Here is a 24636-nt window from a genome sequence, read left to right on the forward strand (position 1 = left end):
ATCAGGCGGCCCGGCGGTCCTCAAGATTCGTCGGCGTACCAAAGGGGACGGCAACCGCCTGCAGCAGTTGCTCATGGTTCTCGCGAACAGCGCGGTAGCTCTGCAGATACCGGTCGATCTGCTCACGTCGCAGCGGTCGCGCCCAGATGTTCTCTCCGGGAATGTCCATGCCGCTGTCGTTGGACGCCGCTCGCGTCCGGGCACCGATGCGGAACCCCGCGACCGTCGCGACCATCAACACAATCAGCGCGGCGCCGATAATTCCTGCAATCGGACTTCCCGCGGCCAGTGCGTAGACGAACGTGCCGAGCGCAACGAACGTCAATAGCAGACACACGTACGCCACGTGCGTGGCAGACACCCTGCGGAGAGCCTTCAACATGTCGATCACCTCCGTCGCAACGCTACGCGTATCGTAGCGATACGTATAGTGTAGCGTTTCCGCGACTGCGGTTATTCCCCGCGGGGAGAAAGGACCGCATGGCGCAACGCCCAAACGTCGACGAGGGCATCGCCGACGCCACCTTGGCGCTCCTGCGTTCCAAGGGGCCACGATCGGTAACGGTCGAGGCGGTGGCGGCGCGCTCCGGCATCGCCAAGACCACGATCTACCGCAGGTATCGCGACCGCCGCGACATGCTGTCCGCCGCGCTGTCGCGGGTGACGACTCCGGAACCGCTCGCCGCCGACGCTCCCGCGCCCGATCGCTTGCGGTGGCTCATCCGCGAATCCGTCAAGACCATCGATGTCGGGATCGGCTTCGGTGGCCTGGCGTCCCTGCTCACCGACGACGACCCCGACTTCACCAAGCTCTTCCGCCGCATCCTTTCTCGTCAGCGGACCAAACTGGAGTCCATGGTCGACGAGTCGAAGGCCGACGGGGCCTTTCACGCCGATGTCGACGGCGCGACTCTCGTCGACGCCATCGTCGGTGCATACATCGCCGAACGCTCCCGCACCGGTCGGATCGCCGCAGGATGGGAGGAGCGGTCGTTCGACCTCTTCTGGCCGATCGTGCAACCTGAATCGTCTTGAACAACGGGCCCGTGGCGGACCGCTCGTTTACCGGGTGTGACGGCGTACCGGAGATGAGCCACGCCTGGGGCATGCAAGACGCGCACCAGTTCCATTATGAAAACAATTCGTGCGTCACGACCACACTCACAACACGCTGCAGGCCGCTTTCCACCGCGCCAATGATCGTCACAGAAAGATCCACCGGGATGCAGCCCTTGAGCCGCCGGCGGCAGAACCCGGCCATACGGTGTTGGCCTTAATTGAGAGTGCCCCTTTGTAGCAACGCCCTGCGTGCGGGCTCAAAGTGTATGTCGAAAAGCGCCTTGAGCCACGGCAATACCGCGTCATCCCCGGCCTCCAACCCCGGCGTCACCAAGTTATCTTGCGCACCGCTGAGGAGAAGCATGAAGTGCCACTTTTTCGAATTGTTGGTGAGCCCAAACTCATTTGGTGCATCCAGGGGAGCGACCATGAAGTCGATACCGCCGTCGCGGGCTGACCAACAGACCTGGACCTTGCAGTCATTATCGCGGTAGTACACCGCCCACGCTGGACGGTTGCCGTAAACAATGGCTTCCTGGACCTCATCGAGTTTGAATCCGGCATTGAGCAGCGTTGGCTCCAAAAAACGGTCTACCTCACCAGGCCTCATCGCTACGTGCCTCCCTCATAGACCCATGAGTTTCCGTGCTGCCTGTAACCATATGCGGCTGCGTTTTCTTTGAGGAAATTGATTTCGAGAGCCGAGAATGATCGCCTCTGTACCGCCGCGACCTGTTCGACGCTGTCGAATCCGTCAGGTAGCACGTATTCGATACGTGGCACTTCACTTTCCAGCTGCGTGCGTAGGAATTGCTCGTTCACCTGCCATGTGACAGTTCTCGTTTGCTCATCGTTGAGCCCGTGCCCAAGGGCGTTCCAGGTTGCGTCACCAGTGTCGAAGTAGATCCCACCGTTGCTCCGCGCTTCGCCGATGTATCCGTTCCGGCCCACTTGCCTAGAACGACTCGGTCCGCATTCCCCGTGTCGGGCGGACCCGGCATGTGGTGTGTGGACAGGTCTGCGACTTGCTGGGCAAGTTCAACTGTCGGCTGTCCATTCACGAAGGCGTCGTTGAGCTTGGATGCGACGTCTGGAGCGTGAGGCGGGTAAGCGTCGGAGTAATCCCATACGCCCGGTGCTGAATGCTCTCCCGCCAGCGGCGTTGGAAGATCCCCGGCGACAGGCGAGTGGTGTCCACTAGGCACGTCCACGATGTGGGATGGGCGCCCAAGCCTGCGAGATCGTCGAGCGCTCCTGCTCGTGCGACGAGCGCACTTTCGCCGCCGAAGATGAGTCCGGGTGCGGCGATGGCACCGTCGGCTGCCTTCCCGCCGAGGTAGTAGGCCGCGCTCGGCGAGTCCAGCGCAATCTTGACGTCATCGACAGCTGTTCCGACCGGGTTGGCGAACTGGTCGTTAGTGGATTTGATCAAGTCACGCCAGGACTCCCACACAGCCGGTGCCCCCGGTCCGCCTTGCCCTATGAGGTTCTTGACGCCTTGTTCGGTGTCGAACCAGCGGTCGGCGAACCCCTCTGCGAAGCCTGGTGGCGGCGTCTCTTCCGGTTCCGATGCGGTGTAGGGCTTCAGCGGTTGTCGTGCCGCTTCGACCATCGCGTTCAGGCGTGTTTCGATCTGATCCGGCGGCACCCCGTCGCGAAGCATCGTCTGTCGGGCTAACGCTTTGAACTGTTCGACCTTCGCCCGGTCCAACGGCACCGGTGCCGCAGAACCGGCCTCCTGTGCGCCCGACGAGGCTGGAGCGGGCTGGCCTGCGAGCTGATTGAACGCGCTATCGAGGCTGTCGGGTTGCGATGCGCTGTCCTCGGTCGGCGGTGCCGACCGCTCGCCAGTGCCGGGCAGCAAGAGGTCCTCCACCGAAGACGGCGTCTTCGCCTCGGGAGCTGGAGTGCCGGTGGCCGTGACAATCGCCGCCGCCAAGTCGGCATCCACTTCTTCGCCCTGGGCAAGGGTCGCCGCGATCTGCGCTCGCAAATCGGCGACCTTCGCCGCGACCTTCGCCGCTGCCTCGTTATCCAAATACGTAGTGTCCGGCGGGATTACCTGGTTGGTCGACTCATCGATCTCAACTGCGGGCGCCTCGGCCGCGTAATTGAGAATGTCCGTGATCTTTTGGGCGACGTCCTCGGATTGCAGCTGGGCCTGATCCATACCGGCGACGGCTTGGCCGAGGTTCTCCGCCACCCCGTCGTGCTCGCCGGCGGTGGCCACCATCGCCGCCCGCGCCGCATCTCCGCCGTCTCCCTGCCATGTGGAGGCGTTCGCCAAGGACCGATAGAAGTCAGCCGAGTTCGTATGGTTCGCCGCAGCCTCACGGGTGGACCCGGCGAGATCCGCGATCTCAGGCGGCCACTCCCGCAGCTCCCTCAAGTTCAACGCCACGGCGTCAGCTCACAGCGCAGCACCCGCGTCGTCGATCCCGTTGGCGCTGGCAGTATCCGTCGCCACATAGCGCGTCGCCGCTTCGCGGTGTCCCGCCGCGTTCGTCGCGAAGTGCTTGGTGAAGCGAGCGCTGCCCGTCTCCCAGGCCGTTAACATCCGCGGCAACGCGACAGCCGACAAGCCCGACCCCAGGTTCGTCTGATTCGCCCGCGATAGAGCCGTCTCATGTCTTGCCAGGAACTCGCTTGCGTGCCCGTCGAGTTGATCCGCCGCCGCCGCATGCAGTTCAGTCGGATCGACATTCAACGGCTCGTTCGGATTCGACACCCCCGTACCCCCTTGTCAGCAAACTGCAGCCGATAGCCAACCGTACCGCCCTCAGCGGGCCGTGTTGGATACCAAAATGACGCACGGACCTCTCGTTTACCGGATGACGGCGTACCGGAGATGGGCCACCCCGGGAGCGTGCAGAACGCGGACCAGTTCCAGCTCGGGGACGCCGGCCTCGAAGCCGTCGAACAGGCGCTCGCCAGAACCGAGGATCGCCGGCGACACCTGCAGGTCGATCTCGTCGACGATGCCGGCGTTGATCGCCTGCCGGGCGCAGGACGCGCCCCCAGCGATCGAGATGTCCCTATCGCCGGCAGCCTCCAGGGATTGTGCGTACGCGGCTTCGATTCCGTCGGTCACGAAATGGAAGGTGGTGCCGCCCGCCATTTCGATCGGATCGTGCGCGTAATGGGTGAGGACGAAGACCGGGCAGTGATACGGCGGGGTGTCACCCCACCAGCCTTTCCAATCCGAATCGGCCCACTCGCCGCGGACGGGTCCGAACATGTTGCGGCCCATGATCGTTGCGCCCATCCCGTCCAGCATCTCCGACATCACCTGCCGGTTGACCGGGTGATCGCTGGCTGGCCCGATATGCCACTGGTGAACGTTGATTCCGCCCACGCCGAGAGGGTTGTCCTCGCTCTGGTCGGGCCCCGCCACATAGCCGTCCGCCGAGATCGACATCGAGAGGTTGGTTCGCGTCATGCTTAAGCAGACCACCAGGGCCAACGAAACTCATCGGCGAGGGCGCGCGATCGTTCCGATTACGGCGCCGATGACGCAAGGTGGCCCGGGTGTCCTGCAGTTGGGACGAAATCCGTTGGCGCCGAGTTCGCGTCCGCGTCCAGCGGATCCCCGGATGTCGGCTCCGACTCGCCTGCGCGTACCGCCTCGAGCTGCGCGGCGAACGCGACACCGAGGAAGAGCGCGACCGAGGACAGGTTCGCCCACAGCAGCAGGGCGAAGATTCCGGTCAAGGGTCCGTACGTGCTGCCGAACGCGGCGCTCTTGACGACATAGAGCGCGAACAGCCCGGTCAACAGCAGCCACAAGCCCAGCGAGACTCCGGACCCAAACGCCAGCCACGAATACCCGGGCTGCCGCCGGCGCGGCGCGCGTTCGAGTATGACGGTGAACGATGCCCAGGCCAGAGCGATTCCGACCGGCCAGCTGCCGATCGTCCACAGCGTCTGGAACGTGCTGCCAAAGCCGTACGTCTCTGCAAGCGACTCGCCGAGGGCATCGCCGGCGATGATGACGACGAAACCCAGCTGCAACAGCAGGCCGGCGGTCAACGCCATCAACAGTGCCCGACCGTACTTCCGCAGCGCCGGCCTGTCGCGTTCGATGCCATAGATGCGGTTGGCACCCCGCTCGATCTGGCCCATCGCCGTCGTCAACGCGACGATCGCGGCGAGCAAACCTAGCCACAACGCGAATTGACCGCCGTCCACGCCGTGCTCCTGAGTCCGCTGCGCGGCCTGCTCCACCATGTCGCCCTGGTCCTTGCCGGGCAGCACTCCGGCCACGGTCTGGATGATCACCTGCCCGATCTTCTCCTGATGCAGTGCACTCGCCAGCCCGACGGCCGCGATGATCAGCGGGATGAAGGACAGGCACAACTGCAGCGCCAACGCGCGCGCATGGGAGAAGCCGTCGCCGTAACGGAACCGGATGAACGAATTCTTGACCAGGTTCCACCGGCCATATCGCCGCAGGGCCGTCACGGCGTCGTCGGCGGAGAGTTCATCACCGGCGATGGTGATCGTCTCCGGCACGCGACTCGCGGTTCCCATCGAATCCTCCCTAGTGCGTCATGCGGCCGCCGCCGTCGGCTGCGGCACCCGCACGACGAGAGCTCCCGGCGCCACGCGCACGTCGATGCGGTGACCGTCGGCGATGACCTCGCCGTCCATCTGGCGAGGCACCGGACGGTCCGCCTCGATCGAGATGTCTTGTCCCCGAAACCGTTCCAGATGACGATCCCGCGTGTGCGGCCGGCGCACGATCCGCAGAGCCACCCGAAGCCAATCGCGAAGTGTTTGCGGCGCAACGATGACCACGTCGAGCATGCCGTCGTCGGCCGCGGCGGCGGGCAGTAACTCGAGGGCGCCCTCCAGCTGACCTACGTTGCCGACCAGCACCGTGCGCGCAGACCGGCGCAGCGGCGGTCCGCCGTCAATGCGCAGCCGCACACGCATCATGGGGTCCCGCAGGTGCCGCAGGGCACTGACCACGTAGGCGGGCCAGCCCGCAAATCGCTTCATGCCTTCGGTGGTGTCGGCCATCATCGCCGCGTCGAAACCCATTCCGGCCATCACCGCGAACGGCTGGTCGTCGACCAGCCCCAGGTCGATGCGGCGGTCCACCCCGTTGACGGCGGCTGCCAACGCGTCGTCGAGCTCAAGCGGAATCCCGAGATTACGGGCGAGCAGATTGCCGCTGCCTACCGGAATGATCGCAACGGGCAGGTCAGTGCCCGACAGTGCGCCGAGGCACGCCATCACGGTGCCGTCGCCGCCGCATATCACGACGAGCTGGGCACCCGCCCCGACCGCGGCCTCCGCCATGCCACGGCCCGGATCCTCCGGCGTCGTTTCCAGCCACACGGACGGCGACCAGCCGGCGGCCGCCAGGGTCGTGTCGATCTGCTCGCGCGTTTCGGTCACGTCCGACTTCGCCGGATTGACGATGATCGCTGCACGCATCACCCGTTCACCAGCCTGCTCTCAGCGTCGACGGCACCCTCTCGGCGGCGGCCGGCGTCACGAGTACGCACACAGAAGATCACGACGCTCAACCAGATCGCCCCGAGGAGCGCGCCCGCGAGGACGTCGGTCGGGTAGTGCATGCCGCGGTACACGCGACTAATCGCGATCGTCAATGGGACTGCCGCGCAGACGATTACGGCGAGCACCGCGACCCACCGCTTTCGGCTGTGCCAGGCTACGATCGCGGCGACCGAGCCGTAGAAGCACACGGCCGCAGCGGTGTGGCCCGACGGGAACGACGATGTCGGCGGCGCGACGTCCAAATGCGTGACAAGCGGCCGCGGGCGGTCGATGAAAAGTGTCGTCGTCATGAAGATGGCGGTCTCACCCACCACCGCGTAGATGACCACCAGTGACTCACGCCAGCGGCCGAACGCCAAGCGGAACCCCGCCGCGGCCAGCGCTGTGAGAACGATGATCGTCGGGGTGGCCGACAACGTCGTAATGATTTTGCTCTCCGATACGCCGTCTTGCTGGCGGTACTCCACGAGCCGCCGCGGCACGTCCGCGTCCCATCGGCCGATGGCACTCGACGGAAGCACGCCGGTGACGAAATACCCCAGCAGGACCATCAATGCGGCAAGGCAGAGTGCCGGGACGACAAGCCACCGAACATCCCGTAGAACGCCGCCCACACCTAGCGAACGCATTACAGCGAAGTACCCATTCACGTGCTCGTTTACTCTCGGGTCAATATCCAAGGGAGCGAGCTCAGCGCTACCGCGGCGATGGCTGTTCGGCGCTACCGACGTCAGCTGGGCCCAAGACCGGCTGCCCGGTCTCGCGCCGCCATGCCACGTAGGCCCAGGTCGTCACGGCGACCCAGGCGATGCCGAGCATGATTCCGGCCAACACGTCGCTGACGAAATGGACGCCGAGCACCACCCGGGCAAGAGCGACAGCGCCGACGACCACAGCGGCCGTCATGATCGCCGCGATGCGGCCGCGGGGCGACAGGAAGCGAAGCGTGAGCAGAAGCAACAGGCAGCAGCCGATCGACGCGCCGAGCGCATGGCCGGACGGGAACGACGATCCCCCCGCCGTCGAGACCGGATCGGGCAGCGCCGGACGGGCTCTGCCGACGAGCACCTTCAGCACGACTCCTAGCGCGGCGCCTCCGAACACGGTGGTGAGAAGCCATGCTGCATGACGGCGTTCGCCGCGAATCAGGTACGTGAACGCGATCAGCGTCAGCACGACACGGAACACGTTTGGGTCGAAGACGCGGCTGAGGACCTCGGCTGTTTTGACCAGTTCGGGATGCGCGGTGTCGATCCGCCTGAATGCCTGTGCGGTGCCGGTGTCGACGACGCGCAACGGCATCCAGCCCGCACGGACAAGCAACAGGAGGAGGGTGAAAGTCACTGCTGCCACGAACGTGCCGACCAGACCTGCGCCGAGCCGCAACCCGAATCGCTCATCGGCGGCGGAAAGGTGGTGGTGGACAGGCCCCCACAGCTTCCGAGGCATGCCGTCTTGTGTTCCCCGGCCGCGGGGTTGGCACACCGTTTTCGACAAACTCATCGGCGAGGTGACGAACCGAATCTGTCCCGGTGCCGAGTGTCCGCAGCGTGGATTCGCACGCGGATGGGAGTCTGTTATCGCACGCTGGCGGACGAAACGACGAGGGTATGAGGAGCGCAGTGTCGACATGCACGCAGTGCGGGGCGGGTGTCACCTCGGCGGGAATGCTCTGTGAGGACTGCGGCTCTCCGGCGATCCGCCGCGTCGCCGTGCCCCGGCACGCTCCAGGCGGCACTGAGCCCGATCGCGACGAGGACCATCTCGACGCGGTCGTGCTGATCACCGATCGGGGAATCCAGCACACGCGCAACGAAGACGCCGCCGCAGCAGGAACCCTGGCACCGGGGGAGTCCGCGATTGCGGCAGTCGTGTGCGACGGCGTATCCACCTCGTCTGAAGGTCAGAACGCTGCGCGCGCCGCGTCTGTCGCCGGCGTCGACGCCATGATGGACGCGCTCGCCGCGTCAGCCGACCTGACATCGGTGATGATGGCCGGACTCTCCGACGGGGCGAAGGCGGCGGCGGAAGTCGAGTCAAGCGGTGACGAATTGACTCGGGCGTCGTCATGTACCTATACGGCTGCGGTCGTCGTGCCGTTGACCGCCGGCGAGGTACTTATCGCCGTCGCCAACGTCGGCGACAGCAGGGTGTACTGGCTGCCCGATCCGCCCGCGCAGCCGCAATGTCTCACGGTCGACAACACCCTTGCGCAGGAACTGATCTCCGGGGGCATACCGGCCGACTCGCCCGCCGTGGAGCGAGGTGCGCACACCCTGACGCGGTGGTTCGGCGCCGATGCCGAACCGCCGTTGTTCGACGAGTCGGCCGTGCGCACGATGACCACCACCGACCGCGGCGTCGTGGTGCTGTGCTCAGACGGCCTGCACAACTACCTGCCCGAGGCCGCCGACATCGCGAACGTCTGCCACGGAACCGCACCGACCGAGGCCGCCCGCGCGCTGGTCGACTACGCCTTGAGGGCCGGCGGCCACGACAACATCACGGTGATCGTCATCCCGGTCGGAGGCGCCATGGCTTCCGTTGAGCAACAGCAGTTTTGACTTAACCTGAATCGCCTTCACCGGCGTGCGGGCCTTGGCCGAGGCCCTCGGCCGCGCTCGGTCCGTCGTCGGCGGTGTCGTCGCGCGAGCTCTCGCCTGGTTGCTGGCCGGGCACTTGTTCCGAAGAGTCGTCAGCCATACCGCGATTGGTCATGCTGTCAGGACTACCCCGTCGGCGATGGTCGAACCATGCGTCTACTCGACCTGAATGCCTCGTACGTCCAGCCGGCGCAGCACATCGTCGACGACCGTCGGATCCGTTCCCGAACGTGAACGTGCGCTGAGAACCTCCTCGCGCGCCGCCGTCAGCATCGCATCCTTGACGGCGCGGATCTCGTCCGCTCGTTCACTACCGTCGTCCGAGTCTGCCCGCCCCATCGCGCGCCACATCCGCTCCGCGCCCTCCTCGACGTGGTCGATGACGTCGGAGTCGATGCTGTCGTCCTCCCGCAATTCGTCCAGCCGTCGCTGGCCCGCCTCCTGCGCCTGCCGCATCAGGTCCTGCGCCAGATCCTCTTCGTCGTCACCTGACGCGGTCACCTTCAGTCGTCGCACCAACAACGGCAACGTAAGCCCTTGCAGCAGAAGGGTTGCCGCCACCACCACGAATGCGATGAAGACCAGCCGCTCCCGTTCGGGAAAGTTCGGCGGCAAGGCCATCGCCGCGATCAGTGTGACCACACCGCGCATCCCCGCCCACGACGACACCGTCATCTCGCGCCACCCCACCGGTTCCCCGGTCTGATTTCGCCGTCGACGGACCCGTTCGTCGATCGTCGCGACCGGGAAGATCCAGACGAACCTGACAACGATCACCACCGCGGTGACGATCGCGGCCTGCGTGAGCAGGCTGCCCACCGGCTCGTCGACTTCCAAAGCGATCGCGCGCAACTCCAAACCGACGAACGCGAAAGCCGCACCCGTCACCAACAATTCGACGATCTCCCACATCGTCATCGACACGGCTCGCGTCTGCGCCGACTCCTTATCGCTGTACCGACTCAGCGACAGCGCCAACGTCACCACCGCCACCACACCGCTGCCGTGCGCCGCATCCGATGCGACATAGGCGACGAATGGCGTCAACAGCACGAACGCGCTGCCCGACGGATGTGCAGGCAACTTGTTCAACAGCCACCGCGCCATCAACGCGACCGCGAGTCCCACCAGTACGCCGACAACGGTCGCCAAAGCCAATTGCATGCCGGCCTTCGCCGGCGAGAAGGCCCCCGTCATCGCCGCCGCGACCGCCACCTCGTACAGGACCAGGGATGTCGCGTCGTTCGACAAGCCCTCGCCCTCGAGAATCGTGCGCAGCCGACGCGGCAGACGCAGTTTCCGCGCGATCGCCGTCGCCGCCACCGGATCGGGCGGTGCCACCGCGGCGCCGATCGCCACCGCCGCGATCAAAGGCAAGCCCGGCACCAACGCCTGCAGCACCCCGCCGACGACGAACGCCGTCACCGCCACCAACGCCACCGCGAGTAGGCCGATCGCGCGCCGGTTGTCCAGAAACTCCCGCCACGAGGTTCGCCGTGCCGCGGCGAATAGCAGCGGCGGCAGGATCAGCGGCAGCAGCAGGCTCGCATCGAGCGCTGGTACGTGCACAAAAGGCAACAGCGCCAACCCCATGCCGAACACCAGCATGATCGCCGGATACGGCACGCTGATTCGGTCGGCCAGCGGTGCGAGCACGACAGTGGCCAGGAACAGCACCAGCAACAGGGTTAGCTCAGCCACCTGGGTTCATTACCCAGTCCCACGCCCCGGAACCTTCCCGTGTGCGCAGCCTCACCCCATGGAAAACATTTCTTGCATCACCACGACGCTCGCCGCGCGCTGCAGTCCGCCCTCCACCGCGATGCGTTGATCGTCCGGAACCTCCAGCAGCTGATCCAGCGCTTCGCCGACCCTCTTCATGTCGTAGATCGGCTGGTCCTTCGCGGCCTGCGATGCGAACGTGTCCCGATAGAACTCGAGCATCGGATCGTTCGGGTTGCGCGTCGGCGGCGTCGTGAACGGATGCTTCTGCCGGTCGTAGACCTCCGGGATCAACACATCCTTCGCCGCTTCCCGCAGCACGTGCTTCTCTCGAATTCCCTTCACCTTCATGCCCACCGGCACCCGCGCCGCCGCTTCCGCGACATGGTGATCCAGGAACGGCACCCGCCCCTCGATCGAATGCGCCATCTCCATCCGGTCGGCCAGATAGTTCAGGATGAAGTTCGGCAAGATCGTTTTGGCGTTGACGTACAGCATCTGATTCAGGTGATCGCGGCCCGCGACGCGCTGCGCAATCGGCAGCCGATCCAGCGCCGACACCAGCGGCTGGAACCCACGAACCGACACCGACAGCTCATCGCGGAACAAGGGCGCCACGCTATTCGTCTGCACCGCAGCCACATTGAGCGTCGCCGGCAACCAGCCCAGCCTGCGCTCGACCGCCTGCATCTCCGGACTGTCGACCTGCTCCGGCATCATCAACGCCCGCGTCGCCGCATTGGCGCCGAGCATCTCGTCGAGGAGCTTCGCTCGCTCTGTGGCACCCAACGTCGGGTCGTCGTTCAGTGCGTCCACCCGGAAGTACGGATAACCGCCCAGCATTTCGTCGGAACCTTCGCCGGTGAACACCACCTTGATGCCCGCATCTCGCACCGCACGGCTGAGCAGAAACTTCGCGACACCGTGGCCGTTGAACATCTGGGTCTCGGCATGCCACACAGCATCGGCGAACGAGTCGGCGATCTCCCGTCCCGCGATCGGAATTGGGTGATACGTCGCGCCAACAAGTTTCGCCTGCTCTTCAGCAATACGGGCCTCGTCGTACAAAGGATTCTCGAACGTGAGGGTGAACGCGCGGATCGGCCGAGCCGTCTCCTGCTGCGCCATCCCGAGCACGGCGCACGAGTCGATGCCCCCGCTCAGGTACGACGCGACCTCGACGTCGGCGACCAGTCTCTGGCGCACCGAATCCCGCAGCGCCTCCCGGAAGTCGTCGACGACCTCGGCCTCGCTTCGCGTATCGGCCTGCATCTGCTCCGCGGTCGGGATCTCCCAGTCCCAGTAAGGATAGATGCGCACCTCGCCGTCGCGCGCGATCGCGTAGCAGCCCGGCGGCACCGCGCTGATCCCGGCGAATTCCGTTATCTCGTGCGATCTTCCGAAGCCACCCGTCGCGCCCTCGAGATCCCACGCCGCCGGCACACCGAGCGCCAACAGTGCTTTGATCTCCGACGCGAAGAACACCTCGCCGCGTATGACCGCGTAGTACAGCGGCTTGACGCCGAAGCGGTCGCGGATCGCGTACATCGCCCGCTGGCGCTCGTCGGCGATGATCACCGCGAACTCGCCCCGCAGCTCCGTCGCCGCCTGTATGCCGCGCTCGTGATACAGGTGCAGCGCGATCTCGCTGTCGCTCTCGGTGGCGAAACGATAACCGCGCGTCCGCAGACGCTCGCGGATCTCGCGGTAGCCGTAGAACTCGCCGTTGACCACCATGTGCACCGCGCCGTCCGGACTGGTCATCGGCTGGCTGCCGTTGTTCAGCCCGATGATCGAGAGCCGCGTGTGCCCGAGCGTCCACTGCCCGTCACGCGAGGTCCACAGGCCGGTGCCGTCCGGCCCTCGGTGTTCCAGGCGCTTGAGCGCCTCATCGCACCGATCACTCGGTAGGCCGTCCCGAGTCATCGCCCCAAAAATTCCACACATCGTTGTGTCCTCCGGCTACATCTTTGCCATCGTCGCGCACCAACCTGTGAGTCGGCGTAGCGCCTCAACGAGGCTAAACGCCTGGGTTTAGCGAACCATTCCCAGCCGCACCCACCGCGCGACCGACCTTCCGGTCAGCCTCCCGTGTGCGGCTCACCGGTGGGCAGCGCGTACCGGTAACCGTCGGCGTAGCTGTCGATAGCCGCCTTCACCGTCGGGTCGATGCCGAGGAAGTAGCTGTTGAACGCGGTTCGGAAGTTGTCGAGATTGGCTGTGAGCGGCAGGAATTGGTTGGTGTTGGGATCGATCAGACCCAATTGCTTGAAGACATCCGGGTTCCCGATGTTTGACTCGAGTAACCGCTGGGCGGCGGTGTACTGCATCAACTCGGCAGTCTGCGTCCTGACGTGCTCGGGGTCCGCGCCCACGGGCGCATCGCCGACGAACATCTGCTGCAGCGGATCACCGGGCATCTTGCCGTTCCAGTCCAGCAGGGCATCGACGCCGGGGATCTCACCGCCGATGGTCTTCGCCATCTCAAACCACTGCCCGCGGCTTTCGTAGGCCTTCACGTCCTGCAGGTTGCCGTACTCGATGGCGTCGTTGTCGGCGATTCTGGCGGCAGTGTCGATCACACCCTTCAGGGTGCCCGCCGAATGCAGATCGCCGGCGTTGGCGGGGCCGCCGTCGATGACGGACTGTTCGAAGTTGGCCTGATATTGCAGGCCGTCGGCATAGGCCTGGCCATTGAGGATGCCTGCGGCCTCCGGATTGGTGTCGATCACCGCGAACAGATCACGCATGACCGGCATCTCCGGGTTCAGCAGGTCGTCCAGGGGTTTGAATCCCTGGCTGCTGTCGAGCTTGTTGCCGAGCATGTCGTCGATGAAGGGTTTGTTGGCCTCCGCGAGTGCCTGGGTGAGCTCGGGGTTGACCTGGCCCAGCGACTGGTTTTCGGTGCCCGGGATGTCGAGCAACTGATCGGCGTTGGCGCCGTTGCCGACGTACTGGTCGACGGCGTGCATGATTTCGCCGGCGCGGGTGGCCTGCGCCATTTGCGTGGGGTCGGTCAGATCGGTCGGCACCGCGCCCGTGCCGTTGAGCAAGGTGCCTGCCGCGGCACCGTCGTCGGCCCATTGGTGTTTGAGCAGATCGCCGATGAACTCGTTGTTCGGTGTCGCCCCGTTGGCGCCCGCGAGCTCGTCGTGCACGGCCATCTGGTCGCGCCCCGCAGCAGACAACATGTCTTGCACCGCCGGGTCGATGTACCTCTGCGACATGTCAGGGTTGTCCTCCCACGGGATGTGAGGAGGGCTGTGCATGCCGTGCAGGATTTCTTCCGACTTGTTCAGAAGGGCTTCATCCATCGCCGTGCCCTGCTGCAGGTTGGCGTCGCCGGCCGACACGATCGCCGCGACGTCGCGGTAGTTGTCGATCTCGGGGAACGGCTTCTCCATGTTGGGCATCTCGATGGTCGGGTTGCCCTGCTCGTTGGTGCCCGGCGTCGGCACGGCGGGCCCGCGCGTCGGACGCTCGAACGTCTCCCGGATACCCGACGGCAGGTTCTGCATGCCGCCTTGGGTTGGCACGCCGTCGGTGGCCTCGCCTGCGGTGGTGATGTTCTCGTTGCCCAGCAGCTGCAGCGCGTCGCTGACGGCGCCGCCGTTCTGGCCGTTGGCGTTCATCTGGTCGATCATCGAGCGAATCTCGGCCGGGCTCTTGCCATCCAGCGACCGCGACAAGTTGTTGAGGTACTCCATCTGGCTGGCGGGCAACACCAGATCGCCGCGCACCAACGCCTCCTGCTGCTCGGGCGTGAGGTTGGTGTTCTCCTCCAGGCGCGCCATTTCCTCGGGCGTGAGCTGCCCGTCCTGAAGCGACGTTCCATCGTTGGTGCCCTGCTCGCCGGGAAGCTCGGGGTCGCCACCGGTCGCCGCGGTCAGCACCCGCGCCAGGTCTGCGTCGGCTTCGTCGGCGGCGGCCAGCACGGCCGCCATCTTGTTCTCGATCTCTTCGGTCTTCTTCCGCAGCGTTTCGACGTCTTCGTCGGTCATCCCGGTCGTGTCGGGCGGGATCACGGAATTGGAGGCCAGGTCGAGTTGGACCGCCGGTGCGGCGTTCGCGTAGTCCACGAGGCTCTGCAGGTCGTTCTTGACCTTGCGGACATCGGCGGCGGCTTGCCCCGCGCCCAGCGCGACGAGGAACGCCTCCTTCTGGGACAGGGCCAGCGTGGTGGCTGATTGGTTGATCGCCTGTTGCGCGGCCTCGCCGGCTTCGCCCTTCCACGTCCCGAACACCGACAAGTTGCGCAGAGTCTCCGCGGTCTGACCGCTGGTGCGGGCGCGCTGTGCTGCCGCCTGGGACACCTCGTCGATCTGCTCGGGTTGCCAACCCTGAACGTCGGCCAGTGTTATCCCCACGGGTTACAGCCCCATGGAGCCCAGATTCGATGTGGCGGCGTCGATGTCGGCTGACTCTTGATCGTCGGTTCCGACATACTGCGCCGCCGCTGCCTTGAATCCTTCGACGTGCCCGACGAGGTCGGTGTAGTGCGCGGCGGAGTCCTGCTCCCACTTCGTCGCCAGCTTGGACAACGCGTCCCCGCTCGTGCCGATCCAGCCCGCCTGCGCGGTGCCGATGCGCTCCTGGGCCGTGCCGTGGTCCGACTTCAGCCCTTCGGCGGCCACATCGACATGATCGGCGGCCATCCGCACCTCGGCCGGATCAACACGCAGATCCTTGCCCACTCAGATCAACCCCCACCCTCGTCCGCGCACGATTCTTATTTGCTGGTCACATTACCAGTCTCCGGGACACCCCCTGTGCGCCAATTTTCGCGTGCCGGTTCACGTCCGCGTATCGATGCTGGTGACGCGAGTTCTCACGGCTGTCGTCGGGAGCACTTTCGGCATCGTGGGCGGCTGGGCGCGGCATTTGCACGCTGTTCGACCCTTCAGGGACGATATTTTGGGTTTGCTGGGGTGGTCGGAAGATACGAGGTTTCGAACACATGTGCGACGGCAATACCGGGGGCATGACCAACGACACTCAACAGGCCCCGATGCAGAACGCCGAGAAAGACACATCCGACTGGGTGACCGGAGACGAGCCGATGACAGGGCCTCAGCGCAGCTATCTGAACACCCTCGCGCAGGAGGCCGGGCGCGACATTCCCGACGACCTGACCAAGGCGCAGGCCTCCGAGATCATCGACGAGTTGCAGCAGCAGACCGGTCGCGGCACCGGGTAGCGACTGACAGCTCTGCCGGTTGCGGCCAGGACCACTAGGGTTGGCACTCATCCGCGTGCACGGTTCAGCAGACCGCCGTCGACATCTGCGGCGATCACTTTGGAACTTTCTACGGAAGCGGTGCCCGATGGCTCTTTGGCGACGACCACAGGATGCGGCGCCCGAAGACCCCCCGACGACAGAGCTCAAGCGCGACGTCGGGGCCGAGATCGAAGTGGACGTCACCTCGCCGACCACGCTCGCGTTTCAAATCGCTGTCGCCGAGCATCCCGGTGCGAGCCAAACCGAGTCGCTCACCTTCACGTCCAATGGCAAGGTCGTCACCCCCGACGAGATCATCGGCCAACACGGCAACCGCATCCACCGTTTCGCCGCGCCCGAGGGCACCTTCACCGCCTCCTATCGGGCGACGATCCTGGGGCAGGCCGATCCTGCCCCTGTGCGCGACATCGACCTCATCACCTATCTGTGGCCCAGCCGCTATGCCGAAGCGGACAAGTTCTTCGGTTTCGCCGCAACGGAATTCGAGCAGTACGTCGATTCGGAGACCCTGCTCGAGAAGGTGTCTTCGTGGGTGGGCACCCGACTGAATTACGTGCCGGGATCCAGCGATCCGATCGACGGCGCGGTGGACACCCTGCTCGCCGGGGCAGGCGTCTGCCGCGATTACGCCCATCTGGTGGTCGCACTGCTGCGCGCCGTCAACGTGCCCGCCCGCCTGGTCGCGGTCTACGCCCCGGGTTGTGATCCGATGGACTTCCATGCCGTCGCCGAGGCCTACGTCGACGGCGCTTGGCGCGTTGTCGATGCGACCTGTCTGTCGCCGCGGCAGTCCATGGTGCGCATCTCCACCGGGCGCGACGCCGCCGACACCGCGTTCCTCGACAACTTCAAGGGCGCGATCACGCTGAAGAATATGGAGGTCACTGCCGTCGTCGACGGCCCGCTGCCTCATGATTCCGTGCACGACCTGGTCTCGCTGCACTGACGCCGAACGGAATGCGCGACTACTCCGACGAGTGAGTGGCGTTCGGCTTTATGAGCCACAGCGCTAGCACGATCGCCATGATCGGCCCGACGGCCATCACCAGACTCAGCGTGTGAATCGCGTCGATCGCGTTGTGCGGCGCCTGTTCGACCACCAGGCGCGCCTGTTCAGGGTTGACGAGGTGGGCCTGCTGGCCGCCGTGCGCCGTCACCAGCGCTTCGCGCGTCTCCGTGCGGCTGATGCCGGACCGCGACAGGTCATGCACGCTGTCGGTGAGGAACAGATTGATCCCGACGAGCGCGAAAAGGGCCGGGCCCAGTGAGTAGCCGCCCTCGTTGACCGCGCTCTTGACCGCTGATACCGCGCCGCCCAGATCGTCGGGTGCGCTGCTCATCATAATCGTCGCCTGCGGTGTCGTGACGAGCGCACCGCCGACGACCATGAGCGCGGCGGTGACGAAAACGACTGTGCGCGTGGTGTTCAGGTCGAAGAACCGCAGCACCAGCAGGCCGGTCAGCATGATGAACAGCCCGCTGATCATGACGTTGCGGGCGCCGAACCGGTTGGTGGCCGGGCCCGCGGCCGTCGCGGCCAGTGCGGCCATCGCCGTCGCGGGGATGAGCAGGAAGCCGAACAGCTCGTGGGATTCCTTGCGGATCGTCACGAGGTAGAAGGCCAGCAGCACCATCGAGCCGCCCAGCACGATGTTGAACATCACTCCGGCGGTCACCGCGGCATTGAACCGGCCGGAGCGGAACACCCGCATGTCCAGTGCCGGGTCCGGGGTGTGCAGTTCTCGGATCACGAATCCGGCCGCGGCCACGATGCCCAGCGCGACGGACACAATGCCCGTGATGTCGATCCCGGTCTCCATGCGCGACGTGCCGAAGATGAGACCCAGCAGCGCGACGGCGAACAGAAAAAGGCCGGGCAGGTCGAGATGACGTGTGGCGCGCACCGTTTCGGGCACATAGCGCCACGTGATGGCCAACCCGAGGACGGCAATGAGCGGGACGACGAAAAAGCATGCGCGCCAACCGATGGCGTGACCCAGCGCACCGCTGATCGCCGGCATCGGAGTCGCGATGGCGTAACCGACGCCGAAGTAGGCCGCGATCGCCGCGGCCCGTCGTTTCGGTGGGAACACGGCGTTGGTGAGCGCCAGCGACAACCCGATCAGGAACGCGAATGCCACGCCGACGCCTGCGCGGGCGATGATCAGCACCGCCGCTGTCGGCGCGGCCGCTGCGAGTGAGCTGAACACGATCACGCCCAACAGTCCGAGCAGGTACAGGCGGCGCATGCCGTACAGATCGCCGAGTGCGCCGGCGCTGAGCACCGTCGCGGCCATGGTCAGCGTGGCCAGGCTGGCGACGAACGTGGACGTGCTGCCCGTGATATTCAGACCGGCGGCGACGACCTGCAGATTGGCCGACAGCGTGGTCGGGTCGCCGATGGCGATGCCATAACCGATCCCCATCGCCACCACGGTCATCGCGGCGGCCAGCCCCGAGACGTGGCGATCGCTGGTTTGCGCAGGTGGATCGGTCGGCACGCGCTGGATGCTACTGGCGTCTGCCTAAGCGTATGGCTTACCCGGGTAATTCGTATGTGGGTGACCGTCGGAAGACGCACAATCACCTAGGTGGTTGTCAACCGTCCGCGATAAGGGGATTCCATGACACGACAATCGGCTGCGGTCATCGGCATGGTGGCGATGGCCGTGACGGCTGGAATCACCCCGTCGGCCTCGGCCGACCTGGATGTCTACCCGACGCTTCAGTACTTCCTGACCACCAGCGGCGTGCGCTGCGTGGTCAGTGCGGAAAGGGCTGCCTGCGAACGGCCGGGTGGTTTTCCCGCCGCTCCGGTGAGTCAAGGCGGCGGCCACTGGCCCACCGCGTCCGTGGACGCCGACGGCAAGTTCAGTTGGGACGAGGCCGGTATCGGGCCGTCCAACGCCTCAACGATCGCGATGGCCAACGGCCTCCCGTACCCCAGCCATCGATGGGTCGCGCTGTTGACAACCGAAGGAACGCGCCTGTCGAGGGTCGGCAACGACCACGGTATGAACGTCTCCATCGATGGAAACGTCGTCACGCCCTACTGAGTGTTAGGCCGACAAAGTCGGAGGAAACTTTGCACCGTCGGAGAGAGCTTTACGATAGGCGAGCACCCGGCCCGGAACCGTTGACAGCACCGCGACCGTGCGGCCGTCGCGGCCGTAGGCGGCTGTGAACTCCCAGTCGTCCGGGCGACCCTCCACGACGGTGAAGGCGTCGTAATCGTTTGGCACACCCAGCATCTGGAGTTTGACGTCGTACTGGTCTGACCAGAAGTAGGGAAGCTCATCGTACTCGTCGGCGTTTCCCGGTCCGGCCAACAGAGTTCGGGCCGCGGCTTCGCCCTGCCGGCCCGCGTGGTCCCAGTGCTCGATGCGTAGATGGCGCTGAAAGCGTGGATGCCACCAGCGCGCGATGTCGCCGGCGGCCACGACATCGCTGCCGCCTTCGACCGCGCCCGTCGCGTCGCACACGAGCCCGTCGTCGACGCGCAGTCCGGAGCCGTCGAGCCAGTCGGTGGCGGGAGTGACACCCAGGCCGACGATCACGAGGTCGGCGACAACCTGTGAGCCGTCGCTCAGCCTCACGGCTTCGACCCGTTTGTCGCCGACGAACGAGTCGACGTCCACACCGACCCTGAGGTCGACGCCGTGCTGCTTGTGCAGTTGCGCCCAGCACGCGGCCATGTCCGGTCCGAGCGCGGACAACAGAAGCCCGTCGCTGCGTTCGACCAGTGTGACCTCGAGCCCGAGTATCCGGCACGTCGCGGCGACCTCGGCGCCGATGAACCCGCCGCCGACCACGACCACCCGGGGACGCGTCTTCAGTCGTTCGCGGATGGCAAGGCAGTCGTCGACGGTGCGCAGCAACAGGACCCCTGCCGGCACGGCGCCGCCGGACCAGGCACGCGGAGTCGCGCCCGTGGCGATGACGAGACCGTCGTAATGCAGCGACAGCGGCGTGCCGTCATCGTCGACGTCGAGGGTGCGCGACGATTGGTCGAGCCCGACGGCGGATGCTCCGCGCAGTACACGCGCGTCGAAATCGAACTGCAGCGCCAAGTCGATGCCGGCCCTTTGAATCAGCCCGCTGAGCAGTTTCTTCGACAGCGGCGGACGGTGATACGGCGCGTGCCGCTCGTCGCCGACGACGGTCAGGGCGCCGTCGTAGCCGTCCTGCCGCAGCGTCTCGGCGGCGCGCATTCCCGCCAGCCCGGCGCCGACCACGACGATCTCGCGAAGGTCGGTGGGCATTAGTCCTCCACCGTGATCGCCTGGGTGGGACAGGACACTTCCGCACCCCTGAGCTTTTGGCGCAGGTCGTCGCTCGGGCGGTCCTGTAGCACGTGCAGACCGTCTTCCTGGACGTCGAACACTTCGTGGCAGATGCTCATGCAGACTCCGTTGCCGTCACAGGTGTCGAGGTCGACCGCTACTTTCACTGCGCTGCAACCCCTTCCGTGTCGGCGATCTGCTGGCCGCTGGTCATCTCCGCACCCTGGGGTCGCTGTCGACCATTGGCCCGTTCGCGGGCGGCTTTCGCTACCGGTGAGTACTCCAGGTACTCGATGGCCATCTGGGTCGAGGCCTCACGGCTGGGATGGTTGCTGGGCCGCATGTAGCGCAGCGGCTGCGTCACCATGAGCGTCCACGGCCCGGGCAGCTTGTCCTGGCGTGCGGCCTTCACCCAGTCGCGCCAGCGCCATTTCTGGTCGATGGTCGAGTCGGCAGCCATCAGGTAACGCGCCCCGGCGACCCACCAGCCGATGAACAGCGGCGCGGTCATCAGCATCGAGAACGCTCTGATGAAGTAATTGCCACTGACGTGTTGATAGACGTCGTAAACCAACGAACGGTGTTCGACTTCTTCGGCGCCGTGCCAGCGCAGCAGGTCGAGCATCATCGGGTCGGCGCCGAGGTCGTCGAGGGTGCGGTTCTGCAGCACCCACTGGCCCAACATGGCGGTGAAGTGCTCCAGGGCGGCCACGTCGGCCAGTCGGCGATAGAGCCACCACCGACGCAGCGGCGGTGGGAGCAGCTTTGGCGGGTCACCGAGCGTGACGGACAGGGTGCGTCCGAGGCGGTCGGTGTAGCGCTTGGTGTCGATGCCCTGGTCGGCTAGGTGGTCCAGCACCACCTGGTGTGCCCACGCATGCCAGGACTCCTGCTGCACGAACGGTTTGATCGCCGCTTCCAACTCGGGGTCGTCGACCAGTGACGACGCCTCCAGCACGGCCTTGATGAAGTGCCGCTCGCCCTCAGGAAGCAGCAGGTGCAGGACGTTGATCATGTGTGTGACGAACGGGTCGTCGGGAACCCAGTGCAGCGGCGTCTCCGACCAGTCGAAGCGGACCATGCGGCGATACTTCGGATGTCCGTCGTGGTGCAGTTGGACTTCTGGCATCGAATCCTCCCCGAGATGTGACAGCTGTCTCGCTGACTACCCGACTCGAATGAGGGTTATGCGTACCGGCGGTACTAGTTTTCGGGGGAGGCTCGAAGCGAATCGAACTGTGAAGTCCCGCAATGAAAGCTGGATTTTCGCTGTGAAGGAATAAAGTCTGGGATCCGCAGGTTCCTCCGACCCGTGCGCGTTCCCGTCCGATTGAGCAACCGCCCCGACGTGGTGTCGCGGCGCCGACGGGACCCGACGGCCGACTCCCGGCTGATCTGATGCGTCAAGGACCCCTGGCCGGACGCTATCCGGCCGTGGCCGCCATGGTCACCCTCGCGTTGATTCCGTACCTCGCGCTGTCATCGGCGATCGACCCGCTGGTGCCGATCATCTCCGAGCAATTGCACATGTCCACCCAGGCGATGACGTTGGCGTCGGGTCTGGGTAACGCGGCCTACGCGGTGGGCACCGTGCTCGCGGTGCAGTTCGCGCAGCATCTGCCGCAACGCAGGATGCTGCTCGGCTACGCGGTGGTGCTCGTCGCGGGGTCGGTGCTGGCCGCGTCCGCGCTGAACGCGGGCATGTACATCGGCGGGCACGTGCTGCAGGGGCTGGCGACGAGCATGCTGCTGATCGCCGCCGCGCCGCCGCTGACCATCGGCTTCCCGCGCGACAAGCTGCGCAACACCGCCGTGATCATGAACATGTGTGTCTTCGGCGCGGTCGCACTCGGCCCGTTCATCGGCGGTGTGCAGGCCGAGGCGAACGCATGGCGGCCGCTGTTCTGGATCGTCGCGGGTATCGCTGTCCTGGCGTTGATCATGGCGGCGTTGACATTTGAGGACGCTCCCGCCGCCGATCGCGACGCGCCGCGGGATCTGACGGCGATCGCGTTGGCGGCCGTCGGCTGTACCGCCGCGTTCGTCGGCGCCGCGCAGCTGACCACGCACGGGCTGACCGATCTGGCGGCGACGGCCCCGATGCTGGGCGGCCTGGTGTTGATCGTGGTGCTGATCGTCTACCAGTTCCGGGCACGACGACCGCTGCTGACGGTCCGAACCGTACTGACGAGCGCGATCCCCGTCGCCGGGGTGGGCGTCGCGCTGTTTGCCGCCGCGGCGTCGGTGGCGGCAACGGTGTTGACGGCCAACGTGTTACTGCAGAGCTACAGCCCGGTGCAGGTCGGCCTGCTGTATCTGCCGGAGCTCGGCGGCGCGCTCGTGATGGCGGTGGTGTTCGGGCTCGTCATCACGCGGCGGGCCATGCACTACCTGCCGCTGGTGGGCATGGCGCTGCTGGCCGCGGGGATCTTCGTGTTCCGGATGGCACTGCCCGCGAATGTGCCGCTGGCACTGGTCGGTTCGTTGTTGACGGGCCTGGCGTTGGGCGCGGCGGTGGCCCCGGCACTGTTCGTTGCGGGCTTCTCGCTGGAGTCAGCCAGTCTGCAAAGGGTATTCGCGATCATCGAGCTGCTGCGCGCGGTGGCGGCCTTCATGGTGGCGCCGATCCTGGCGCACATCGCCGACGCGCTGCCGGGCGATCTCGCGGTGGGCACGGGCATCACGTTGTGGATCGGTTTCGGGCTGGCGGTCGGCGGCGCGGTCTTCGGGGTGGCGATCTACGCACTGAGCGGTGCGCGGCCGCAGAAGCCGGACCTCGACGCTTTCCTCGACGGTGAGGCGCCGGCCTGGTACTCGCCACCGTTGCTCGCGCGGTTGCGCGGTCTGCCGACGAGTCCTGCGCTCACGAGTGCACCGCTGCCTCGGATGACGGTGCGTGAGACGACGGGTGCCGGGCCGGTGGTGTTCGCGTATGACGGGTCGGACCTGGCGGCGTGCGCGATCGAGCAGGCAGCTGGTCAGTTGGAGTCTGGCCGGTGTGCGTTGGTGGTCTGCGTGTGGCAGACCGCGGATGTCGGCTTCACACCCGTGAACGGGCAGCGCTTCGATGCCGACAAGGCGGGGGAGGTGCGACGCGCGGCGGAAGCCACTGCGGCACATGGAGCGTCGCTAGCGTCGAAGGCAGGGTTGCGCGCCGAATGCGTCGCGGTCGAGGCGGCGCCGACGTGGAAGGGCATCGTCACGGCGTCCGACGATCATGGGGCGAGCCTGATCGTGTTGGGCCCACATCGGCGCAGCGGACTGTTGGGGCATTTGCAGGGCAGCGTGGCGGCGGCGGTCGTGGCTCATTCGACGGTCCCGGTGATGCTCATCCCCGAGGCGCCGTGCCGCTGACCGTTTCGTCAGCACAGCCGTCGGGTAGAACTGCCGGGTGAGCGTCAAGGGTGCGGTCAACGACGCCACCCAGAATCGAGCTGTTCAAGCCGTCGCCCGTGCCGGGTACCCGGTCAGCGGACTTCTGCATCTGCTCATCGCCTACCTCATCGTGCGAATCGCACTGGGCTTCGGCGGTGAGGCCGACCAGACGGGCGCGTTGGCGACCCTCGCCGGGAGCGGAGGCGGGGCTCTTCCGCTGTGGATCGTCGCCGGCGGACTGATCGCGCTGGCGACGTGGCGACTGGCGGAAACGCTGTTGGGCCTACATCCCGGCGAGCACACTCACGCGGACAAACGCAGATCGCCGATAGGCAACAGGCTCAAAGCTTTTGGACTTGCACTCGTCTACTGTGCTGTCGCGTTCACCGCCGTCCAGTTCGCGTTGGGCGTCTCACGGGATGGCAGCACGACCACTGCGGGATTGAGCGCCAGGCTGATGCAATCCGGCGGCGGCAAAGCGCTGTTGGTCATCGCGGGGTCGGTGATGGCCGTGATCGGTGCCTACTACGTGCACAAGGGGGCGACACGGAAGTTCCTCAAGGATCTGACGGTTCCCGGCGGGCGGCTGATCACCATGTTGGGCGTCATCGGTCATATGGCCGAGGGCGCGGTGCTGTGTGCTGCCGGATTGTCGGTGATCGCGGCGACGTACCTTAGTGATCCGGCGCGGGCGACAGGGCTCGACGCCGCCGTCGAGTCCCTGGGCCGCGCTCCGTTCGGTACGGCGATCCTGCTCGCTGCGGCAACGGGTTTCGCGGCCTACGGCTTGTATTGTGTCGCGTTGGCGCGCTACTCACGGATGTGATCG

General features: G+C 65.9%; 25 protein-coding genes. 7 read left to right on the plus strand and 18 right to left on the minus strand.

Annotated features, from left to right (window positions below; genetic code table 11):
- Position 1: 1 nt before the first annotated feature.
- Complete coding sequence (locus AB4Z42_RS02545) at positions 2-382, minus strand: hypothetical protein (protein WP_442007534.1); 381 nt, start codon at positions 380-382, stop codon at positions 2-4.
- Positions 383-480: 98 nt separating this feature from the next.
- On the opposite strand from AB4Z42_RS02545, the gene AB4Z42_RS02550 reads away from it, so the two are divergent.
- Positions 481-1035 carry a TetR/AcrR family transcriptional regulator gene (locus AB4Z42_RS02550; protein WP_442007535.1) on the plus strand — a complete coding sequence of 185 codons (555 nt, stop codon included), beginning with the start codon at positions 481-483 and terminating at the stop codon, positions 1033-1035.
- Positions 1036-1273: 238 nt separating this feature from the next.
- Here the strand turns inward: AB4Z42_RS02550 and AB4Z42_RS02555 are convergent, their stop codons facing one another.
- The 8 genes from AB4Z42_RS02555 to AB4Z42_RS02590 form a co-directional block, all read right to left on the minus strand.
- Positions 1274-1669: a hypothetical protein gene (locus AB4Z42_RS02555; RefSeq protein ID WP_442007536.1), complete on the minus strand. Its 396-nt coding sequence runs from the start codon at positions 1667-1669 to the stop codon at positions 1274-1276.
- Between the two features lie 447 nt (positions 1670-2116).
- A complete protein-coding gene (locus tag AB4Z42_RS02560) occupies positions 2117-3460 on the minus strand; it encodes a hypothetical protein (protein WP_442007537.1) in 1344 nt (447 codons plus the stop codon).
- A gap of 9 nt (positions 3461-3469) precedes the next feature.
- Positions 3470-3787, minus strand: coding sequence for an ESX-1 secretion-associated protein (locus AB4Z42_RS02565; protein ID WP_442007538.1), 318 nt, complete (start codon positions 3785-3787; stop codon positions 3470-3472).
- 96 nt (positions 3788-3883) lie between these two features.
- The gene (locus tag AB4Z42_RS02570; protein ID WP_442007539.1) at positions 3884-4498 is read right to left on the minus strand and encodes a dihydrofolate reductase family protein; all 615 of its coding nucleotides are present in this window, start codon (positions 4496-4498) and stop codon (positions 3884-3886) included.
- A gap of 59 nt (positions 4499-4557) precedes the next feature.
- The gene (locus AB4Z42_RS02575; RefSeq protein ID WP_442007540.1) at positions 4558-5589 is read right to left on the minus strand and encodes a YihY/virulence factor BrkB family protein; all 1032 of its coding nucleotides are present in this window, start codon (positions 5587-5589) and stop codon (positions 4558-4560) included.
- Positions 5590-5607: 18 nt separating this feature from the next.
- Positions 5608-6501 carry a diacylglycerol/lipid kinase family protein gene (locus AB4Z42_RS02580; protein ID WP_442007541.1) on the minus strand — a complete coding sequence of 298 codons (894 nt, stop codon included), beginning with the start codon at positions 6499-6501 and terminating at the stop codon, positions 5608-5610.
- Positions 6501-7214, minus strand: coding sequence for a phosphatase PAP2 family protein (locus AB4Z42_RS02585; RefSeq protein WP_442007542.1), 714 nt, complete (start codon positions 7212-7214; stop codon positions 6501-6503). The genes AB4Z42_RS02580 and AB4Z42_RS02585 overlap by 1 nt, the downstream gene beginning before the upstream one ends.
- A gap of 67 nt (positions 7215-7281) precedes the next feature.
- Positions 7282-8034: a phosphatase PAP2 family protein gene (locus AB4Z42_RS02590; RefSeq protein WP_442007543.1), complete on the minus strand. Its 753-nt coding sequence runs from the start codon at positions 8032-8034 to the stop codon at positions 7282-7284.
- A 161-nt stretch (positions 8035-8195) separates the two neighbouring features.
- On the opposite strand from AB4Z42_RS02590, the gene AB4Z42_RS02595 reads away from it, so the two are divergent.
- Positions 8196-9149 (plus strand): PP2C family protein-serine/threonine phosphatase, encoded by a 954-nt coding sequence (locus AB4Z42_RS02595; RefSeq protein ID WP_442007544.1) that lies wholly within the window; start codon positions 8196-8198, stop codon positions 9147-9149.
- A 1-nt stretch (position 9150) separates the two neighbouring features.
- Here AB4Z42_RS02595 and AB4Z42_RS02600 read toward each other — a convergent pair whose 3' ends face one another.
- From AB4Z42_RS02600 to AB4Z42_RS02620, 5 genes are all read right to left on the minus strand, one after another.
- Positions 9151-9303, minus strand: coding sequence for a hypothetical protein (locus AB4Z42_RS02600; protein ID WP_442007545.1), 153 nt, complete (start codon positions 9301-9303; stop codon positions 9151-9153).
- 41 nt (positions 9304-9344) lie between these two features.
- Positions 9345-10889, minus strand: coding sequence for a Na+/H+ antiporter (locus tag AB4Z42_RS02605; RefSeq protein WP_442007546.1), 1545 nt, complete (start codon positions 10887-10889; stop codon positions 9345-9347).
- 51 nt (positions 10890-10940) lie between these two features.
- The gene (gene asnB / locus AB4Z42_RS02610; protein ID WP_442007547.1) at positions 10941-12857 is read right to left on the minus strand and encodes an asparagine synthase (glutamine-hydrolyzing); all 1917 of its coding nucleotides are present in this window, start codon (positions 12855-12857) and stop codon (positions 10941-10943) included.
- Between the two features lie 134 nt (positions 12858-12991).
- On the minus strand, positions 12992-15277 hold the full coding sequence (locus AB4Z42_RS02615; RefSeq protein WP_442007548.1) for a TPR repeat region-containing protein: 2286 nt from the start codon (positions 15275-15277) through the stop codon (positions 12992-12994).
- A gap of 3 nt (positions 15278-15280) precedes the next feature.
- Positions 15281-15604 carry a WXG100 family type VII secretion target gene (locus AB4Z42_RS02620; RefSeq protein WP_442007549.1) on the minus strand — a complete coding sequence of 108 codons (324 nt, stop codon included), beginning with the start codon at positions 15602-15604 and terminating at the stop codon, positions 15281-15283.
- Positions 15605-15891: 287 nt separating this feature from the next.
- Between AB4Z42_RS02620 and AB4Z42_RS02625 the strand changes: the two genes are divergently transcribed.
- Together AB4Z42_RS02625 and AB4Z42_RS02630 are read left to right on the plus strand one after the other, a co-directional pair.
- Entirely contained in the window at positions 15892-16107 is a 216-nt protein-coding gene (locus tag AB4Z42_RS02625; protein WP_442007550.1) for a DUF3072 domain-containing protein, read from the plus strand.
- A gap of 127 nt (positions 16108-16234) precedes the next feature.
- The gene (locus tag AB4Z42_RS02630; RefSeq protein ID WP_442007551.1) at positions 16235-17095 is read left to right on the plus strand and encodes a transglutaminase-like domain-containing protein; all 861 of its coding nucleotides are present in this window, start codon (positions 16235-16237) and stop codon (positions 17093-17095) included.
- Between the two features lie 19 nt (positions 17096-17114).
- On the opposite strand, the gene AB4Z42_RS02635 is transcribed toward AB4Z42_RS02630, so the two are convergent.
- Positions 17115-18650: an MFS transporter gene (locus tag AB4Z42_RS02635; RefSeq protein ID WP_442007552.1), complete on the minus strand. Its 1536-nt coding sequence runs from the start codon at positions 18648-18650 to the stop codon at positions 17115-17117.
- A 123-nt stretch (positions 18651-18773) separates the two neighbouring features.
- Between AB4Z42_RS02635 and AB4Z42_RS02640 the strand changes: the two genes are divergently transcribed.
- Complete coding sequence (locus AB4Z42_RS02640) at positions 18774-19205, plus strand: hypothetical protein (protein WP_442007553.1); 432 nt, start codon at positions 18774-18776, stop codon at positions 19203-19205.
- 3 nt (positions 19206-19208) lie between these two features.
- Here the strand turns inward: AB4Z42_RS02640 and AB4Z42_RS02645 are convergent, their stop codons facing one another.
- The 3 genes from AB4Z42_RS02645 to AB4Z42_RS02655 are packed head-to-tail and all read right to left on the minus strand — an operon-like array spanning position 19209 to position 21561.
- Entirely contained in the window at positions 19209-20411 is a 1203-nt protein-coding gene (locus tag AB4Z42_RS02645; RefSeq protein WP_442007554.1) for an NAD(P)/FAD-dependent oxidoreductase, read from the minus strand.
- The gene (locus AB4Z42_RS02650) at positions 20411-20599 is read right to left on the minus strand and encodes a ferredoxin (RefSeq protein ID WP_442007555.1); all 189 of its coding nucleotides are present in this window, start codon (positions 20597-20599) and stop codon (positions 20411-20413) included. Before AB4Z42_RS02650 ends, AB4Z42_RS02645 begins: the two co-directional genes overlap by 1 nt.
- Positions 20596-21561: a metal-dependent hydrolase gene (locus AB4Z42_RS02655; protein WP_442007556.1), complete on the minus strand. Its 966-nt coding sequence runs from the start codon at positions 21559-21561 to the stop codon at positions 20596-20598. The genes AB4Z42_RS02650 and AB4Z42_RS02655 overlap by 4 nt, the downstream gene beginning before the upstream one ends.
- A gap of 269 nt (positions 21562-21830) precedes the next feature.
- On the opposite strand from AB4Z42_RS02655, the gene AB4Z42_RS02660 reads away from it, so the two are divergent.
- Positions 21831-23786 carry an MFS transporter gene (locus tag AB4Z42_RS02660; RefSeq protein WP_442007557.1) on the plus strand — a complete coding sequence of 652 codons (1956 nt, stop codon included), beginning with the start codon at positions 21831-21833 and terminating at the stop codon, positions 23784-23786.
- A 37-nt stretch (positions 23787-23823) separates the two neighbouring features.
- Positions 23824-24633 (plus strand): DUF1206 domain-containing protein, encoded by an 810-nt coding sequence (locus AB4Z42_RS02665; RefSeq protein WP_442007558.1) that lies wholly within the window; start codon positions 23824-23826, stop codon positions 24631-24633.
- Positions 24634-24636 lie beyond the last annotated feature (3 nt).

Source organism: Mycobacterium sp. 2YAF39, from assembly GCF_052114565.1.
Lineage (GTDB): Bacteria > Actinomycetota > Actinomycetes > Mycobacteriales > Mycobacteriaceae > Mycobacterium.

Coding starts and splice junctions, on each gene's coding strand:
- AB4Z42_RS02600 (WP_442007545.1), bottom strand. CDS start 9,303: ATGACCAATCGCGGTATGGCTGACGACTCTTCGGAACAAGTGCCCGGC.
- AB4Z42_RS02630 (WP_442007551.1), top strand. CDS start 16,235: ATGGCTCTTTGGCGACGACCACAGGATGCGGCGCCCGAAGACCCCCCG.
- AB4Z42_RS02660 (WP_442007557.1), top strand. CDS start 21,831: ATGCGTCAAGGACCCCTGGCCGGACGCTATCCGGCCGTGGCCGCCATG.
- AB4Z42_RS02625 (WP_442007550.1), top strand. CDS start 15,892: ATGACCAACGACACTCAACAGGCCCCGATGCAGAACGCCGAGAAAGAC.
- AB4Z42_RS02580 (WP_442007541.1), bottom strand. CDS start 6,501: ATGCGTGCAGCGATCATCGTCAATCCGGCGAAGTCGGACGTGACCGAA.
- AB4Z42_RS02545 (WP_442007534.1), bottom strand. CDS start 382: ATGTTGAAGGCTCTCCGCAGGGTGTCTGCCACGCACGTGGCGTACGTG.
- asnB (WP_442007547.1), bottom strand. CDS start 12,857: ATGTGTGGAATTTTTGGGGCGATGACTCGGGACGGCCTACCGAGTGAT.
- AB4Z42_RS02570 (WP_442007539.1), bottom strand. CDS start 4,498: ATGACGCGAACCAACCTCTCGATGTCGATCTCGGCGGACGGCTATGTG.
- AB4Z42_RS02550 (WP_442007535.1), top strand. CDS start 481: ATGGCGCAACGCCCAAACGTCGACGAGGGCATCGCCGACGCCACCTTG.
- AB4Z42_RS02590 (WP_442007543.1), bottom strand. CDS start 8,034: ATGCCTCGGAAGCTGTGGGGGCCTGTCCACCACCACCTTTCCGCCGCC.
- AB4Z42_RS02640 (WP_442007553.1), top strand. CDS start 18,774: ATGACACGACAATCGGCTGCGGTCATCGGCATGGTGGCGATGGCCGTG.
- AB4Z42_RS02595 (WP_442007544.1), top strand. CDS start 8,196: ATGAGGAGCGCAGTGTCGACATGCACGCAGTGCGGGGCGGGTGTCACC.
- AB4Z42_RS02655 (WP_442007556.1), bottom strand. CDS start 21,561: ATGCCAGAAGTCCAACTGCACCACGACGGACATCCGAAGTATCGCCGC.
- AB4Z42_RS02555 (WP_442007536.1), bottom strand. CDS start 1,669: ATGAGGCCTGGTGAGGTAGACCGTTTTTTGGAGCCAACGCTGCTCAAT.
- AB4Z42_RS02585 (WP_442007542.1), bottom strand. CDS start 7,214: ATGCGTTCGCTAGGTGTGGGCGGCGTTCTACGGGATGTTCGGTGGCTT.
- AB4Z42_RS02645 (WP_442007554.1), bottom strand. CDS start 20,411: ATGCCCACCGACCTTCGCGAGATCGTCGTGGTCGGCGCCGGGCTGGCG.
- AB4Z42_RS02575 (WP_442007540.1), bottom strand. CDS start 5,589: ATGGGAACCGCGAGTCGCGTGCCGGAGACGATCACCATCGCCGGTGAT.